Here is a 14,870-nt window from a genome sequence, read left to right on the forward strand (position 1 = left end):
TGCCCTGTTAGCGCTTTCCTTCCTGACAGCCAGCTCAGCTCAGGCGGCGGTCGAAGCCGGTCCGTCCGCGAGCCAGTTGCTCGCCAAGACCCAGTCCTGCCAGCAGATTTCGAACGGGAAGTATTCCTACGACGAAGGCGGCGCGGCCACCGTGCCCGTCTGCCAGGCGAACGGCGCGGTGTTCTTCAAGGCCGACATGGACGTCGACTGCGACGGCGTCCGCACCACGCAGTGCAACGAGAACACCGACTGCTGCTTCTACCCCGACACCGCGTTCCACACCTCGGCCGACCAGCCGCTCAACGCGGCGCAGCTGCCGTACATCGTCCTTCCACAACCGACGTCCACCTGGGACTACCGGAACTACGGCATCGACGGCGGTTCGGTCGTGGCGGTGATCTACAACAACCAGGTCAGCTACGCCGTGGTCGGTGACACCGGCCCGACGAGCATCATCGGCGAGGCGTCCTACGCCACCGCCGTCAGCCTCGGCATCAACCCCGACCCGAAGAACGGCGGCACCGAAGGCCCGGTGACGTACATCGTGTTCCCCAACACGCACGTCAACCCGATCGAGAACCACGCCAACGCCGTCAGCCTCGGCGAACAGGTGGCGACGCAGTTCGCGGGCGGCACGACGACGCCGCCCACCGGCAACGCTGGCCCGATCACCGGCATCGGCGGCAAGTGTGCCGACGTCGCCGGCGCGAACAACGCCAACGGCACCGCCGTCCAGCTCTACGACTGCAACGGCTCAGGCGCTCAACAGTGGACAGTGGGCACCGACGGAACCCTGAAGGCGCTCGGCAAGTGCCTCGACGTCACGAGCGCCGGCACCGCCAACGGCACCCCGACGCAGCTCTGGGACTGCAACGGGAGCAACGCTCAGAAGTGGTCCGCGAACGGCTCGCAGAACCTCGTGAACGCCGGCTCCGGCAAGTGCCTCGACGCCACCGGCAACTCCAGCGCCAACGGGACCCGGCTCCAGATCTGGACCTGCGGGGCCGGCACGAACCAGAAGTGGACTCTGCCATGAGAAAACGCTCTCTCACGGCGTTGATCGGGGTGACCGCGGTCGCCGCGGCCACCTTCGCCGGGCCCGCGCAGGCCGCCGGCGAAACGGTCAACGTCTGGCTCACCACGACCAGCGACGCCGGCGGCCGGACGGTCACCCGCGGTCTCCAGCAGCAGACGCCGGTCACGTTCGCGGCCGGCACCGGCAGCGGCGGCGTCACCATCAACGTCAACGAAAACACCACGTACCAGCAGTTTGAAGGCGGCGGGGCATCCTTTACGGATACCGCGGCGTGGCTGATGAACTCCAGCGGGGCGCTGTCCCAGGCCACCCGCGACGACACCATGCGCAAGCTGTTCGACCCGAACAGCGGCATCGGCCTCAGCTTCATCCGCAACCCGCTCGGCGCGTCCGACCTGGCCCGCTACAGCTACACCTTCGACGACGTGCCGGTCGGCCAGACCGACCCGAACCTGACGCACTTCTCCATCGCCCACGACCAGGCCGACGTGCTGCCGCTGACCAAGCAGGCCAAGCAGCTCAACCCGCAGGCCAAGATCATGGCGTCGCCGTGGAGCGCGCCGCCGTGGATGAAGGACAACGACAGCTACCTGCTCGGCTGGGTCGAATCGCAGTACTACCCGGCCTACGCCCAGTACTTCGTCAAGTACCTCCAGTCCTACCGGGACGCGGGCGTGCCGATCGACTACGTCTCGATGCAGAACGAGCCGACGTGCTGCGCGAGCTACCCGTCGACCAACTGGAACGGCGCCGGTCTGGCGTACTTCGCGAAGAACAACCTGCTGCCCGCCCTGCAGGGCGCCGGTCTGTCCACCAAGGTCCTCGCGCTCGACTGGAACTGGGACACCTACGCGTCCTACGGCGCACCGACCCTGGACGACGCGGCGATCCGGAACCACCCGAACTTCGGGGGTGTGGCCTGGCACGGCTACGGCGGCGACATCGCCCAGCAGACGACCACGCACAACCAGTACCCGAACGTCAACGCCTACTCGACCGAGCACTCCGGCGGCACCTGGATCTCGAACCAGCAAGCCGAGGACATGAACAACATCGTGGACTACACCCGGAACTGGTCGAAGAGCTTCGTCAAGTGGAGCCTCGGCGTCGACCAGAACATGGGCCCGCACAACGGCGGCTGCGACAAGTGCACCGGCCTGATCACCGTCCACAACGGAGACTCGCGCAGCGGGCAGGTCGACTACACCGTCGAGTACTACACGATGGGTCACCTGACGAAGTTCGTGAAGCCGGGCGCGTACCGGATCGACTCGAACGACAGCTCGGCCGTGCGCAACGTCGCCTGGAAGAACCCGGACGGCTCGAAGGCGCTGATCGCGTACAACTCCGGCACGGGCAACCAGAGCGTGCGGGTGAACTGGGGCAACTCTTCGTTCACCTACACCCTGCCCGGCCGTACGTCGGCGACGTTCACCTGGAACGGCACCCAGGGCACCGGCGGCGGCACCGGCAAGACCGGCCCGATCACCGGTCTCGGCGGCAAGTGCATCGACGTCGCCGGCGCGAGCAGCGCCAACGGCACCGCGGTCCAGCTCTACGACTGCAACGGCTCCGGCGCCCAGCAGTGGACCGTCGGGACCGACGGAACCCTGAAGGCGCTCGGCAAGTGCCTCGACGTCACCGGGCAGTCCACAACGGACGGCGCCCAGCTCCAGCTCTGGGACTGCGGCGGCACGGCCAACCAGCGGTGGGCGGCCACCGCGGCCAAGGACCTGGTCGGCGCGGGGTCGAACAAGTGCGTCGACGCGACCGGCAACTCCAGCGCCAACGGCACCCGGCTGCAGATCTGGACCTGCACCGGCGCGGCCAACCAGAAGTGGACCATTCCCGCTTAAGGAGCACCACGTGAAACTCAAGGCAGCACTGGGCGTGCTCGTCGCCGCGTCGGCGATGGTGCTCGTGCCGGGCGTCGCGCAGGCGGCGACCGGCCCGATCACCGGCCTCGGCGGCAAGTGCGCCGACGTCGCCGGCGCGAGCAACGCCAACGGCACCGCCGTCCAGCTCTACGACTGCAACGGCACGAACGCTCAACAGTGGACGGTCGGCAGCGACGGTTCCCTGCAGGCGCTGGGCAAGTGCCTCGACGTCACGAGCGCGGGCACGGCGAACGGCACGACGACCCAGCTCTGGGACTGCAACGGGTCGGGCGCCCAGAAGTGGTCGGCGAACGCGGCGAAGAACCTGGTCAACGCCGGGTCCGGGAAGTGCCTCGACGCCACCGGCAACTCCAGCGCCAACGGGACGCGGCTGCAGATCTGGACGTGCGCGAGCACGGCCAACCAGCAGTGGACGCTGCCCAGCGGCGGCACCACCCCGCCGCCCGGGCCGGGGGCGATGGCCGTCGCGCCCTACCTCTACAACGGCTGGGGCGACCCGCCGAACCCCGCGACGATCATGAGCGCCACCGGCGTCAAGTGGTTCACGCTGGCGTTCATCCTGTCCAACGGCTACTGCAACCCGCAGTGGGACGGCGGACGCGCGCTGACCGGCGGCGTCGACCAGAACACGATCAACACCATCCGCGCGGGCGGCGGCGACGTCATCCCGTCGTTCGGCGGCTACTCCGGCAACAAGCTGGAGTCGTCCTGCGGCAGCGCGGGCGAGCTGGCGGCGGGCTACCAGAAGGTGATCAACGCCTACGGCCTCAAGGCGATCGACATCGACATCGAGGCCGACGCCTACAGCAACCCGACGGTGCAGCAGCGCACGGTCGACGCGCTGAAGACGGTCCGGGCGAACAACCCGGGCATCAAGCTGTACGTCACCTTCGGCACGGACCAGTCCGGCCCGGACAGCAGCCTGGTCAACCGGGCTGCGCAGGCGGGCCTCACGGTCGACGGCTGGGTCATCATGCCGTTCGACTTCGGCGGCGCGGGCCAGAACATGGGCACGTTGACGCAGCGGGCGGCCGAAGGCTTGAAGAACGTGGTCAAGAACGCGTACGGCTATGACGACGACACGGCCTACCGGCACATGGGCATCTCGTCGATGAACGGCATCACCGACAACAGCGAGACGGTCACGCTCAACGACTTCACCACCATCCTGGGCTACGCGAACGCGCACCACCTGGCCCGGTTGACGTTCTGGTCGGCGAACCGCGACCGCCCGTGCCCCGGCGGGTACCCGAACAACGACACCTGCTCCGGGGTTTCCCAGCAGGCGTGGGACTTCACGAGGATCTTCGCCCGCTACGCCGGCTGATCCCGGCTGCTCGACAAGTCCGTGAAGGCCATCGCGAGGTGGCCTTCACGGCGTTGGGCTGCCGGGCCGCGGCCCTGGGGAAGCGGCGACCCGGCAGCGTGGGGTCCCGCCGGCCGCTGGGGGTCTCCGGCGGCGGAACCGCCCCGAGGTTATCGACCGCGTGCCGCGCGCGGCGCGTGCTCGGACCGTCCGGACGCCAACCCTGCCCGAACGCCCCCACGCACCGAAGGCCACACGGGTGCGCTTCGGCTACTCCGCCGCGCTGGCCGCCCGGGCCGCCTCGGCGCGGTCGGCGTACGCGTCCACCAGCTGTTCCTCGGCGTCGTCGAGGTACTTCAGCAGCAGCTGCTCCGCGCCCGGGCCGTCGCCGGCCTCGATGCGGTCCAGGATTTCGTGGTTGCGCGGCAGGTAGCGCTCGTGGAAGCGGCGCGGCTCGGCCATGATGTGGAACACCAGCCGCAGCTCGGCGGTCAGCCTGCCGACCAGCTCGTTCACCCGCTCGCTGCCGGACAGCGCGGCGAGCTCCTGGTGGAACCAGACGTTCGCGGTGCCGAGGTCCTTCCAGTTGCCGGTGCGGGCGGCCTCGTCCCCGATGTCGACCTTCTCCTTGATCCGCGCGAAGGACGCCGGCTTGGCCCGCACCCCGCGGACCGCGGCGCATTCGATGATCTTGCGGACCCGGTAGATGTCGACGACGTCCTCGACGCTCGGGATGCGGACGAAGACCCCGCGGTTGAGCTCGTGGGCGAGCAGCCGCTCGTGCGTGAGCAGCCGGAACGCCTCGCGGAGCGTGTTGCGGGAGACGCCGAGCGCGTTGCCGATGTCCTGCTCCGACAGCCGGCCGCCCGGCAGGAAGAACCCTTCCGCGATGCGCTTGCGGAGGACCCCGGCGACCCGCTCGGCGGTGCTCTTGCGCGTGACCAGGCCGCGGTCGGCCTCCAGGCCCGGGACGACGCCGTCTTCGATGACCACGCCACCGAGAGTACCCGGCACCCAGAGGACGATCCAACTAGGCTCTTGTGGAATTGTTCAACAATCCCTACCGTGTGAGGTACGCCACGATGAGAGACACTGGCCAGGAGGTGCCCCATGACTGCCACTACCGCTACCGAGGCCCGGCCGTTCGACTGGTTCCGCACGCTGGGAAAACGTGGCCGCCGCGCCTTCGTGGGCGCGTTCGGCGGGTACGGCCTGGACTCGTTCGACTACCAGACCCTGCCGCTCGGCCTGGCCGCGATCACCGCGTACTTCGGCATCTCGAGCGGTGAAGCCGGCCTGCTCGGCACGACGACGCTGGTCGTGTCGGCCGTCGGCGGCGTCGGGGCCGGCATGCTGGCCGACCGGATCGGCCGCGTCCGGACGCTGCAGATCACCATCGCGATGTACACGATCTTCACCGTGCTCTGCGGGTTCGCGCCCAACTTCGAGACGCTGCTGATCTTCCGCGCGCTGCAGGGCCTGGGCTTCGGCGGCGAGTGGGCGGCCGGCGCGGCGCTGGTCGCCGAGTATTCGCGGGCGAAGTACCGCGGCCGGACCGTGGCGTTCGTGCAGAGCGCGTGGGCGGTCGGCTGGGGCCTGTCGGTGGTCGTCTACACCGTGGTGTTCAGCGTCGCGAGCGACGACATCGCCTGGCGGATCATGTTCTGGACCGGCGTCATCCCCGCCCTGCTCGTGCTGTGGGTCCGCAAGAGCGTCAAGGACGCGCCGCGCGCCGAAGAGCGCCTGAAGGCCGAACGCCCGAAGGGCACCCTCGTCCAGATCTTCAAGGGCGATCTCCTGCGCACGACGTTCTTCGCCGCGCTGCTGGCCACCGGCGTCCAGGGCGGGTACTACACGATCTCGACGTGGCTGCCGTCCTACCTGAAGAAGACGCGCGAGCTGACCGTGATCGGCACCGGCGGCTACCTCGCCTTCCTCATCACCGGCGCCTTCGCCGGGTACATCTGCGGCGGCTACCTGACCGACCTGATGGGGCGCAAGAAGACCTTCCTGACCTTCGCGCTGCTCTCGGCCGCGCTGATCGTCGCGTACACGCAGATCCCCACGGGTGCCAACGGGCTCGTGCTGGTGCTCGGCTTCCCGCTCGGTTTCTCGATGTCCGCGATCTTCAGCGGGTTCGGCGCGTTCCTCGCCGAGCTGTACCCGACCGCGCTGCGCGGCACCGGGCAGGGCTTCACGTACAACTTCGGCCGCGCGGTCGGGGCGATCTTCCCGACTGTGGTCGGTTTCCTGGGCGCGGGCGGCGCGATCGTCTTCGGCGCGCTGGGCTACGGCATCGCCGTGCTGGCCCTGCTCGGCCTCCCGGAAACCCGAGGCATCGAACTCGTTGATTGAGGGGGAACTCATGACGACCTTCGACGAACCCGCGACGTTCACCCCCGCGCAAGCGCGCGAAGCGTTCCGCCGCGGCACCGCCCACCCCACGACGGGCTGGGCCAACGGCTTCACCCAGACCAACCTGATCGCCGTGCCCGAGGACTGGGCCTACGACGTCCTGCTGTTCTGCACCCGCAACCCGCAGGCGTGCCCGCTGCTCGACGTCACCGACCCCGGCGACCCGGCCACCCGGCTCGCCGAGGACGCGGACCTGCGCACCGACCTGCCGCGCTACCGGATCTGGCAGAACGGCGTCCTCGCCGGCGAGGTGTCGGACGCGACCGGCCTGTGGCGCAGCGACATGGTCGCCTTCTCGATCGGCTGCAGCTTCACGTTCGAGACGGCGCTGGCCGCCGAGGGCGTCCCGCTGCGGCACGTCGACCAGGGCCGCAACGTCGCCATGTACGTGACGAACCGGCCGTGCGAGCCCGCCGGGCGGCTGTTCGGGCCGATGGTGGTGTCGATGCGCCAGATCCCGGAGGACCGCGTCGACGACGCCATCCGGGTGACCCGCGCGATGCCCGCGGTGCACGGCGCCCCGGTGCACATCGGCGACCCGCGCGCGCTGGGCATCGACGACCTCGCCCGGCCGGACTTCGGCGACCCGGTGGACGCGGAACCGGGTGACGTCCCGGTGTTCTGGGCCTGCGGGGTCACCCCGCAGGCGGCGCTGATGGCGTCGCGGCCCCCCTTTGCGATCACCCACGCGCCGGGGTACATGTTCATCACCGATCGGTACGACAGCGAATACCGGGTGGGCTGAAATGGATCTGAACAGCGATCTCGGCGAGGGCTTCGGCGCCTGGACGATGGGCGACGACGAAGCCATGCTCGACATCGTGACCAGCGCGAACGTCGCCTGCGGCTTCCACGCCGGCGACCCGTCGGTGATGCGGCGGGTGTGCGAACTGGCGGCCGGGCGCGGCGTCGCGATCGGCGCGCACGTCGGCTACCGCGACCTGGCCGGCTTCGGCAGGCGCGCCCTCGACATCGCGCCGGACGACCTGGCGGACGAAGTGCTCTACCAGGTCGGCGCGCTCGACGCGTTCGCCCGCGCGGCGGGCAGCCGCGTGACGTACGTGAAGCCGCACGGCGCGTTGTACAACACCGCGGCGGGCGACGCCGAGCAGGCGGCGGCGATCGTCGAGGGCCTGCGCCGGTACGACCCCGCGCTGGCGCTGCTCTGCCTGCCGGACTCGGAAATGCAGCGGGAGGCGGAGAAAGCCGGCGTCGTCGCGTACGCGGAGGCGTTCGCGGACCGGGCGTACACCGCGGAAGGCCGGCTCGTGTCGCGCAAGCGACCGGGTGCCGTCCTGCACGACGCCGGGGCCGTGGCCGACCGGGCGGTGGCGATGGCGACCGGCGGCGGTGTCGTGACGGCCGACGGCGGCAAGCTCGACCTGCGCCCGGATTCCCTGTGCGTGCACGGCGACACGCCGGGCGCGGTCGAGCTGGCCCGCCGGATCCGCGCCGGCCTGACCGCCGCGGACGTCCCCCTCACCGCGTTCACCGGATGACCGTCCGGCTGCTGCCGTGCGGGCGGCGCGCGGTCCTGGTGGAGCTGGACGACGTGCTGGGCTTCCAGGCGGCGTTGACGCAGTCGCCGCCGGACGGGGTCGTGGAGCTCGTCCCGGCGGCCCGGACGCTGCTGGTCCGCTTCGACCCGTCGGTGACGAACGCGGAACGGCTGGGGGCGCTGCTGCGTCAAGTGTCCCCTGTGGACAGTGTCGCGGCCGACGCGGGCGAGGTGGTGATCCCGGTGGTGTACGACGGCGAAGACCTGGCCGACGTCGCCGCGGAGACGGGGTTGAGCGTGGCTTCGCTGATTTCCCGGCACACCGCGGGGACTTACGTTTCGGCGTTCTGCGGCTTCGCGCCGGGCTTCGCCTACCTGGCCGGGTCGGACCCCGCGCTGCACGTGCCCCGGCGGTCGTCGCCGCGCACCCGCATCCCGGCGGGCTCGGTGGCGATCGCCGGCGAGTACAGCGCGGTCTACCCGAGCGCGTCACCGGGCGGCTGGCGGTTGCTGGGCCGGACGGAGGTGCCGGTGTGGGAGGTCGAGCGCGACCCACCGAACCTGCTGCCGCCGGGCACCCGGGTCCGGTTCACGGCGGTGCCGTCGTGAAGCTCGAAGTCGTCCGGCCCGGGTTCGCGACGACGGTGCAGGACCTCGGCCGCCCGGGCCACGCGGCGCTCGGCGTCGGCCGCTCCGGCGCGGCGGACCGCGAGTCGTTCCGGCTGGCCAACCGGCTCGTCGGGAACCCGGCCGGCGCGGCGGCCCTGGAGGTCACGCTCGGCGGGCTGGTGCTGCGCGCGACCGGCGTGACGACGCTGGCGGTCACCGGCGCTTCCTGCCCGCTCTCGAAGGGCGGGCCGAACGGGCCGATCACGTTGTGGCCCGGGGAAGAACTGGCACTGGGCACGGCGGTGTCGGGGTTGCGGTGTTACGTCGCGGTGCGCGGCGGGATCGACGTACCGCCGGTGCTGGGTTCCCGGGCGACGGACACGCTCGGGAAGCTGGGCCCGCCGCCGGTGGCGGCCGGGATGCTGCTGCCGATCGGCCCGGCTCCGCGGGCGTTCCCCGTGGTGGACCTCGCGCCCCGGGCGGCGTGGCCGGCCGAACCGGTGCTGCGCGTGACACCGGGTCCGCGTCGCGACTGGTTCACCGCGCCGGACGAACTCTTGTCCACTGTGTACACGGTCTCGCCGGATTCGGACCGCGTCGGCATCCGCCTGACCGGGCCGGCACTGGCCCGGGCACGCCACGACGAGCTGCCGTCGGAGGCTTGTGTCCCGGGATCGCTGCAGGTGCCGCCGTCGGGCCGGCCGATCCTGTTCCACGCCGACCACCCGACGACGGGCGGGTACCCGGTGATCGCGGTCGTCGAGGAGGCGGACCTGGACCTGGCGGCCCAGCTGCGGCCGGGCCAGACCGTGCGCTTCCGGGCGGCGCAGGACTTTCCTCCAGCGTCGTGAGCGGCAGCGCGGGCCTCACGCCCGCCTGCCGCTCACGACCACCAGCCAGGCGGCGTTCGTGACCCCGATCGCGAGCCACGCCGCCCAGGCCGCGCCCGGGGACAGCCAGGTGGTGACGACCCCCAGTGCCACCGTCACCACCACGGGCCACGCGCGCCACCGCCGGCGCGGCCGCCGCTCGGCGAGGTAGGCGTCCAAGGCCTCGGCGACCTGGTCGTCGATCTCGTCGCGCAGCCGCGGGTCCAGCTCAGACATGCGCCGGCGCCGGCCGCGGCACGGCGATGGACAGGCACGCCAGCGCCAGCGGCACCTCCAGACCGGCCATGAGCAGCGAAAACACGACGTCGTCGCCGGCCGTGACCACGTCGAACCAGGCGTCGGCGAGCAAGAGCGTCGCCGTGGCCGTCGCGACCAGCGGCGTCCGCGCGTCGCCGCGGCTCAGCAGCCAGGCCGTGAGCAGCAGGCCGGCCGCCTCCGCCGTGTCGAAGCCCGTCCAGGCCAGCCGCCAGTGCTGTGCCTGCACGACCTCCGGCAACGTCGTCCCCAGTACCGCGATCCACGGCAGCAGGCACAGCCCGGCCGCCCAGAAGAGCTTCTTCATGCGAACCCCCGAGTTCTCTCCCGACCCAAGGTAGCGATTGCAGAGATTCTTTGCAAACAACCTCTGTAGTAGGCTGCCGGCATGGTCAACCGTCCCGAAAAGCGCGTCCTGACCGGCGCGGATCTCAAGGCCTTCTACAAGGCGCTGGCCAACCCCGTGCGCCGGGACATCCTCAGCTACCTGGGCAAACACGGCGAGGCGAACTCGACGAGCGTCGCGAGAGCTCTGGGCGAGAGCACCGGGACGACCAGCTACCACCTCCGCAAGCTCGCTGACCTGGAGCTGATCGAGGAGCTCGAGGACCGCGGGGACGGCCGCGAACGCTGGTGGAAGTCGCGGTCGAAGGACATCTACACCCCGCCCGGCCTCGACCTCGCGCCGGACGAGCGCGAAGCGATGCTCAAGCTCGGCGCGCTGAAGATGAGTCACGACCTGGGCCTGGTCACCCGGGCCTACGCGGGTTACGACAGCGCCGAGGGCTGGAACCAGATCTACCGCGCCGGGCTGCACCTGACGAGGGACCAGGTGACGTCCTTCGTCGAGGAGTACCAGAACCTGGTGTGGAAGTACGCCACCGAGCCGGGACAGCACCCCGAAGGCTCGCGGTCGGTGGCCGTCCGGTTCATCGTGGTGCCGGACGAAGAGGAGTCCGCTGAGGACTAGAGCCCGGACACCCGGAGCGTGATGTTCAGCCGACCGGCCAGGCCCAGCGCCGGGTCCGCCGTGCCCGGCAGCGTCTTCGGCACGCCGTGGTAGGCGAGCCGGGACGGGCCGCCGAACACGAACACGTCACCGGAGCGGAGTTCGACGTCGGTGTACGGCCGGCCGCGGGTCTCGGTGTTGCCGAAGCGGAACACGCAGGCGTCCCCGAGGCTGAACGACACCACCGGCTCGAGACTGCGCTCGTCCTTGTCCTGGTGCAGCCCCATTTTCGCGGTGGCGTCGTAGAAGTTGACCAGCGCGATGTCCGGTGCGTAGGTCTCGGCCGGCTCGCCGTACGCGGCCGCCACCGCGCGGCGGCCGAGATCGCCGAGCCAGTCCGGGAACGGCAGCACCGGCGTCCCCTCGCCGGTCGTGCGCGAGTAGCCGTACGGGTACCAGTGCCAGCCGAGGCAGACCGACTTCACCGACATCACGCCGCCGTTGGGCAGCCGGGTGTGGCGGTAGCCGGACCAGCCGCGGCAGGCCGCGACGAGTTCGCGCTGTTCGTCGAAGCCGAGCCAGTCGGGCAGGTGCACGGCGCCGGGCGCGATCTCGGCGCGCGGGCGCGGCAGGAGGGCGTCCATCACCTCGATTGTGCCGGAGACTCCCGCCGCACACGGTCGGTGATCGTCGAGGGGACCACACACAGCCGCAGGAGCCGTCCCCATGGACCAGCGGGACGGTCCTGCGGCCGCGTCCCCTCGCTTTGGGCCACCATGAAGAGACGTTCCCACACCTGAATGTCACATGCCAGCGTGGATCAGCTACGAACGGGTCTCTTGACCGCGGTGCCGCCGATCAGGCACGGAACGTCACGACCGTGACGCCCGCGTGCGCCGGCACGGGGTCGTTCATCGCCGCCAGCGCGGCCGGGACGTCGTCGAGCCCGATGCGGCGGCCGATCAGCGCGGCGAGGTCGATGCCCGCCGTCTCGACGACGCGCAGCAGCTCCGGGTACTCGTGGGCCTGGAGCCCGTGGATGCCGACGAGCTCCAGCTCGCCGCCGATGACGCGGTGCATCGGGATCGGGGCGACGCCCTGCGCGGGCGGCATCAGCCCGGCCTGGACGTGCCGGCCGCGCTTGCGCAGGCTGCCGACCGACGCCGCGCAGGTCGACGGCGAGCCGAGGCAGTCGAGCGAGACGTGCGTGCCGCCGCCGGTCAGCTCGCGGACGTGCGCGGCGACGGCTTCCGGGCCGTCGAAGGCCGAGGAATCGACCGTGACGGCGGCACCCGACTTCGCGGCCAGCTGGAGGGCGGCTGCCGAGACGTCGACGGCGACGACTTTGGCGCCTGCCGCGACGGCCAGCAGCACCGCGGAGATCCCGACGCCGCCGCAGCCGTACACCGAGACCCACTGGCCCGCGGTGACGCGCCCCTGCCGCAGCACCGCGCGGAACGCCGTGCCGAACCGGCAGCCGAGGGCCGCGGCCTCGGCGGCGCCGAGCGAGTCCGGCAGCGCGACCAGGTTCGTCTCGGCGTGCTCGATGGCCACGCGCTCGGCGAACGACCCCCAGTGCGTGGCGCCGGGCTGAAACTCGCGGTCGCAGATCTGCTGGTCGCCGCGGGCGCACTGGGCGCACGTGCCGCAGGCGCAGACGAAGGGCACGGTGACGCGCGCGCCGAGCTCCCAGCCGCGGACGCCTTCGCCGAGCGCGACGACCCGGCCGGCGAGCTCGTGCCCGGCGACGTGCGGCAGCGTGACGGCGGCGTCGTGCCCCTGCCAGGTGTGCCAGTCGCTGCGGCAGACGCCGGTGGCGTCGACCTCGATCACCGCACCACCCGGTGCGGCGACCGGCTCCGGCACGTCCCGCACCACGGGCGGGACGCAGAACTCCTCCATCACCACAGCTCGCACGGCACGAGCCTAACTGCCGTGGACACCGCTCAAGTGAGCGCGTGGAACCTCGTCCTGCTCCGCGGCGGGCCGAGGAGCTTGCTGAGCGAGCCGTCCGGCACGTTCAGGATGTCCTCGAGATTCCGCAGGGCCTCCAACGATTCCGGCCGCTCCGGCCGGCACCGTCCCGATTGCCAGTGGCTGAGGGTGGCCAGGCTGACCGTGGTTCCCCTGCCACGCAAGCGATAGCGGATCCGCTCGAGGCCGAGGCCGCGGGCCCGGATCGCCGCCCGCAGGGCCACGTCGAACGGTCCGGCTGCCAGCAGCCGGCTCAGCTCCGCCTGTTCCCCCCGGTCGATGGTGCGTGTTCGCTGACCGGTCATCACAACGCTCCGAAGCACTCCCGATTACGAAGATTGGAGCGTAGGCGCCGATTCGCAAGATCGGAAGGGTCCTCACCCACCTGCCTTGCGCGTCTCGTCGGCGATCGCGGCGAACGGTTCCGCGTAGCCGGAGTTGATCGTGACGTAGGAAATCCCCCACCGCTCCCGCCAGCCGAGAAGCTTTTCCGCGGCCTCGCCGGGATCCTCGGGAAGGACGGTCACCGCACCGCCGGCGGCGAGCTCGGGCACGTCCACCCCGGCCCACCGCGCGATCGCGGGCGACGGTTCCGTCCCGAGCGCCATCAGGTTCAGGCCGAGCTCGATCTCCGGCAGCCGCGGCCCGGCGAGAACGCGGAATCGATCCACAATGGACGTCGCTTCGGCTTCGGTCGTCGTCGGCGCCCAGGTGAACGTGACGGTGTCGGCTTCTTGCGCGGCGAGCGCCAGCATTTTCGGCCCACCGCCGGCCAGCATCAACCGTGGCCGGTCGGCGTCCCGCTTGAGGTGCGCGATCGTGGCGGCCATCCGTGTGATGCGCTCACCCGGTGAGGGGAATTCCCGCCCCAGCGTCGCGGCGTGCCCTTCGGCACCGGGCCGTCCGACGCCCAGCCCGAGCTCGAACCGGCCGCGGGTCTGCCGGTGGAGGGTCTGCGCCTGCCAGCCGAGCGCCCTGGCGTCGCGGAAGGGGTCGGCGAGCACGAAGGTGCCGACGGTGAGGTCGAGGGTGACCGCGGCGGCGGCCCCGAGCAGCACGAAGGGATCGGCGGTCCCGACGGGATCGGTGGCGAGCAAGGTGTCGAACCCGAGCTTCTCGACGCGCTCGGCCTGGGCGGTCCACGAGGTGAGGTTGGGCGAGTAACCGGCGACGACGCCGAAGCGGAAGGGTTTCATGCGGGCCATCGTCGCGGGCGGGGGCCGGTCACCACATCCGCTTCACGACGTCACCCGCGCGTACGCGTTTCGCCCGACGTCAGGAATGAGTCATTCATGACGTCGGAGGTCAGGAATGAGTCATTCATGACGTTCGCGACCGCTCAGCGCAGGGTGACCGACAACGCCTGCGCGATCTCCTTGCCGATGGCGTGCGTAGCGGCATCCGGCGGCGATCCCACCTTCACCACCATCGGCCCCCCGAACGGCTGCCGCTCCACGACCTCGATGCGCTCGCCCAGGTTGATCGCGTGTTCCGTCAGGTACCTGAGCAGCTCCGGGTCCGTGTCCCAGACCCGGACGATCTCGCCGACGGCGCCCGGCGGGAGGTCGTCGAGGATGCGGACCGGCAGCTCCTCGACGCTGCCGTCCGGGGCCGGGATCGGGTCGCCGTGGGGGTCGCGGACCGGGTTGCCGAGCTTCGCCGCGATGCGCTCGACCAGCCTGTCGGACACCGCGTGCTCCAGCGCGTCCGCCTCCGCGTGGACCTCGTCCCACGTGTAGCCGAGCTCCGACACCAGGTACGTCTCGATCAGCCGGTGGCGCCGGAGCACCGACCGCGCCAGGAGCCTGCCGTCGGCCGTGAGCTCGATGCCGCGGTACGGCACGTGGGTGACCAGGCCCAGCTGGGACAGCTTCGTGACCATCCCCGACGCCGAGGACGGGCTGACCTCCAGCCGGCCGGCGAGCGACGCGTTGGTGACCGCCTCACCCCGCTCGACCAGGCCGTAGATCACCCGGACGTAGTCCTCGACCGACGAGGACCTCCGGACCGAACCGTCTCCCATACCGCATACGATACGGG

At 71.0% G+C, this 14,870-nt stretch carries 17 protein-coding genes; 9 read left to right on the forward strand and 8 right to left on the reverse strand.

Going from position 1 to position 14,870, the window contains the following annotated elements; genetic code table 11:
- The first annotated feature begins 76 nt into the window (after positions 1-76).
- The 3 genes from AB0F52_RS02165 to AB0F52_RS02175 are packed head-to-tail and all read left to right on the forward strand — an operon-like array spanning position 77 to position 4,261.
- Positions 77-1,036: a ricin-type beta-trefoil lectin domain protein gene (locus AB0F52_RS02165; RefSeq protein ID WP_360163643.1), complete on the forward strand. Its 960-nt coding sequence runs from the start codon at positions 77-79 to the stop codon at positions 1,034-1,036.
- Positions 1,033-2,892: a ricin-type beta-trefoil lectin domain protein gene (locus AB0F52_RS02170; protein ID WP_360163645.1), complete on the forward strand. Its 1,860-nt coding sequence runs from the start codon at positions 1,033-1,035 to the stop codon at positions 2,890-2,892. The genes AB0F52_RS02165 and AB0F52_RS02170 overlap by 4 nt, the downstream gene beginning before the upstream one ends.
- Positions 2,893-2,902: 10 nt before the next feature.
- Positions 2,903-4,261, forward strand: coding sequence for a ricin-type beta-trefoil lectin domain protein (locus AB0F52_RS02175; protein ID WP_360163647.1), 1,359 nt, complete (start codon positions 2,903-2,905; stop codon positions 4,259-4,261).
- Between the two features lie 249 nt (positions 4,262-4,510).
- Here the strand turns inward: AB0F52_RS02175 and AB0F52_RS02180 are convergent, their stop codons facing one another.
- Complete coding sequence (locus tag AB0F52_RS02180) at positions 4,511-5,233, reverse strand: GntR family transcriptional regulator (protein WP_285986630.1); 723 nt, start codon at positions 5,231-5,233, stop codon at positions 4,511-4,513.
- 117 nt (positions 5,234-5,350) lie between these two features.
- On the opposite strand from AB0F52_RS02180, the gene AB0F52_RS02185 reads away from it, so the two are divergent.
- From AB0F52_RS02185 to AB0F52_RS02205, 5 genes are read left to right on the forward strand one after another with little or no spacing between them, the layout of a single operon-like run.
- A complete protein-coding gene (locus AB0F52_RS02185; RefSeq protein ID WP_360163649.1) occupies positions 5,351-6,595 on the forward strand; it encodes an MFS transporter in 1,245 nt (414 codons plus the stop codon).
- A 10-nt stretch (positions 6,596-6,605) separates the two neighbouring features.
- Positions 6,606-7,400, forward strand: coding sequence for a putative hydro-lyase (locus AB0F52_RS02190; protein WP_360163651.1), 795 nt, complete (start codon positions 6,606-6,608; stop codon positions 7,398-7,400).
- Position 7,401: 1 nt separating this feature from the next.
- Positions 7,402-8,154, forward strand: coding sequence for a 5-oxoprolinase subunit PxpA (locus AB0F52_RS02195; RefSeq protein ID WP_360163653.1), 753 nt, complete (start codon positions 7,402-7,404; stop codon positions 8,152-8,154).
- On the forward strand, positions 8,151-8,762 hold the full coding sequence (locus tag AB0F52_RS02200; protein WP_360163655.1) for an allophanate hydrolase subunit 1: 612 nt from the start codon (positions 8,151-8,153) through the stop codon (positions 8,760-8,762). Before AB0F52_RS02195 ends, AB0F52_RS02200 begins: the two co-directional genes overlap by 4 nt.
- A complete protein-coding gene (locus AB0F52_RS02205) occupies positions 8,759-9,613 on the forward strand; it encodes a biotin-dependent carboxyltransferase family protein (protein WP_360163657.1) in 855 nt (284 codons plus the stop codon). The genes AB0F52_RS02200 and AB0F52_RS02205 overlap by 4 nt, the downstream gene beginning before the upstream one ends.
- A gap of 15 nt (positions 9,614-9,628) precedes the next feature.
- On the opposite strand, the gene AB0F52_RS02210 is transcribed toward AB0F52_RS02205, so the two are convergent.
- Positions 9,629-9,868 (reverse strand): hypothetical protein, encoded by a 240-nt coding sequence (locus AB0F52_RS02210; protein ID WP_360163659.1) that lies wholly within the window; start codon positions 9,866-9,868, stop codon positions 9,629-9,631.
- On the reverse strand, positions 9,861-10,214 hold the full coding sequence (locus AB0F52_RS02215; RefSeq protein ID WP_360163661.1) for a hypothetical protein: 354 nt from the start codon (positions 10,212-10,214) through the stop codon (positions 9,861-9,863). The genes AB0F52_RS02210 and AB0F52_RS02215 overlap by 8 nt, the downstream gene beginning before the upstream one ends.
- An 81-nt stretch (positions 10,215-10,295) precedes the next feature.
- Here AB0F52_RS02215 and AB0F52_RS02220 point away from each other — a divergent pair, with 81 nt between their 5' ends.
- The gene (locus AB0F52_RS02220) at positions 10,296-10,877 is read left to right on the forward strand and encodes a helix-turn-helix domain-containing protein (RefSeq protein ID WP_360163663.1); all 582 of its coding nucleotides are present in this window, start codon (positions 10,296-10,298) and stop codon (positions 10,875-10,877) included.
- On the opposite strand, the gene AB0F52_RS02225 is transcribed toward AB0F52_RS02220, so the two are convergent.
- The 5 genes from AB0F52_RS02225 to AB0F52_RS02245 all read right to left on the reverse strand — a co-directional run bounded on the left by AB0F52_RS02225 (position 10,874) and on the right by AB0F52_RS02245 (position 14,853).
- Entirely contained in the window at positions 10,874-11,500 is a 627-nt protein-coding gene (locus tag AB0F52_RS02225; protein WP_360163665.1) for an alpha-ketoglutarate-dependent dioxygenase AlkB, read from the reverse strand. The two genes, AB0F52_RS02220 and AB0F52_RS02225, sit on opposite strands and share 4 nt — an antisense overlap.
- A gap of 214 nt (positions 11,501-11,714) precedes the next feature.
- The gene (locus AB0F52_RS02230) at positions 11,715-12,773 is read right to left on the reverse strand and encodes an alcohol dehydrogenase catalytic domain-containing protein (protein ID WP_360163667.1); all 1,059 of its coding nucleotides are present in this window, start codon (positions 12,771-12,773) and stop codon (positions 11,715-11,717) included.
- A 29-nt stretch (positions 12,774-12,802) separates the two neighbouring features.
- Positions 12,803-13,135 (reverse strand): transcriptional regulator, encoded by a 333-nt coding sequence (locus tag AB0F52_RS02235; RefSeq protein WP_199191141.1) that lies wholly within the window; start codon positions 13,133-13,135, stop codon positions 12,803-12,805.
- A gap of 72 nt (positions 13,136-13,207) precedes the next feature.
- The gene (locus AB0F52_RS02240) at positions 13,208-14,026 is read right to left on the reverse strand and encodes an LLM class flavin-dependent oxidoreductase (RefSeq protein WP_360163669.1); all 819 of its coding nucleotides are present in this window, start codon (positions 14,024-14,026) and stop codon (positions 13,208-13,210) included.
- Between the two features lie 143 nt (positions 14,027-14,169).
- Entirely contained in the window at positions 14,170-14,853 is a 684-nt protein-coding gene (locus tag AB0F52_RS02245; RefSeq protein WP_013230121.1) for a metal-dependent transcriptional regulator, read from the reverse strand.
- Positions 14,854-14,870 lie beyond the last annotated feature (17 nt).

It is taken from the genome of Amycolatopsis sp. NPDC024027, from assembly GCF_040638975.1.
Classification (GTDB): Bacteria; Actinomycetota; Actinomycetes; order Mycobacteriales; family Pseudonocardiaceae; genus Amycolatopsis.

Coding starts and splice junctions, on each gene's coding strand:
- AB0F52_RS02225 (WP_360163665.1), bottom strand. CDS start 11,500: ATGGACGCCCTCCTGCCGCGCCCGCGCGCCGAGATCGCGCCCGGCGCC.
- AB0F52_RS02215 (WP_360163661.1), bottom strand. CDS start 10,214: ATGAAGAAGCTCTTCTGGGCGGCCGGGCTGTGCCTGCTGCCGTGGATC.
- AB0F52_RS02190 (WP_360163651.1), top strand. CDS start 6,606: ATGACGACCTTCGACGAACCCGCGACGTTCACCCCCGCGCAAGCGCGC.
- AB0F52_RS02245 (WP_013230121.1), bottom strand. CDS start 14,853: ATGGGAGACGGTTCGGTCCGGAGGTCCTCGTCGGTCGAGGACTACGTC.
- AB0F52_RS02235 (WP_199191141.1), bottom strand. CDS start 13,135: ATGACCGGTCAGCGAACACGCACCATCGACCGGGGGGAACAGGCGGAG.
- AB0F52_RS02210 (WP_360163659.1), bottom strand. CDS start 9,868: ATGTCTGAGCTGGACCCGCGGCTGCGCGACGAGATCGACGACCAGGTC.
- AB0F52_RS02195 (WP_360163653.1), top strand. CDS start 7,402: ATGGATCTGAACAGCGATCTCGGCGAGGGCTTCGGCGCCTGGACGATG.
- AB0F52_RS02170 (WP_360163645.1), top strand. CDS start 1,033: ATGAGAAAACGCTCTCTCACGGCGTTGATCGGGGTGACCGCGGTCGCC.
- AB0F52_RS02200 (WP_360163655.1), top strand. CDS start 8,151: ATGACCGTCCGGCTGCTGCCGTGCGGGCGGCGCGCGGTCCTGGTGGAG.
- AB0F52_RS02185 (WP_360163649.1), top strand. CDS start 5,351: ATGACTGCCACTACCGCTACCGAGGCCCGGCCGTTCGACTGGTTCCGC.
- AB0F52_RS02220 (WP_360163663.1), top strand. CDS start 10,296: ATGGTCAACCGTCCCGAAAAGCGCGTCCTGACCGGCGCGGATCTCAAG.
- AB0F52_RS02240 (WP_360163669.1), bottom strand. CDS start 14,026: ATGAAACCCTTCCGCTTCGGCGTCGTCGCCGGTTACTCGCCCAACCTC.